This is a genomic window from Chryseobacterium sp. SIMBA_028 (assembly GCF_046535285.1).
Classification (GTDB): domain Bacteria; phylum Bacteroidota; class Bacteroidia; order Flavobacteriales; family Weeksellaceae; genus Chryseobacterium.
Genome location: NZ_JAWRWZ010000199.1, coordinates 1 through 277 on the forward strand (window position 1 = coordinate 1; position 277 = coordinate 277).

At 38.6% G+C, this 277-nt stretch carries 1 pseudogene; it reads right to left on the bottom strand.

Annotated features, from left to right (window positions below):
• Positions 1–277: pseudogene (locus SCA31_RS23135) on the bottom strand (hypothetical protein); the annotation flags it as partial.

The following is a 277-nucleotide window of genomic DNA, read 5'->3' on the forward strand; positions in this document are numbered from 1 at the left end:
GTATTGGTAACTGAAAAAGTGGTTACAGTTCCTGTTAAGACCGTCCAGTTTGCTGTGATATCCATATTTTCTGGATAAGGACTTATTGCCCCGTTGTTTCCAGTAAATCCTGCTCCAACTTTATCAAAAACGCTACTCATAGAAAAAAGAGACATACTTCCCATTCCGTCGGCTACTTTTACATTTTTCCAGTCGTTTACGTTTAAGCTTGCATTATTGTGAAATATAGTTCCTTTTGCTCCTGCAGTTCCTTTTGTAGCAGATGAAGCTCCAATTC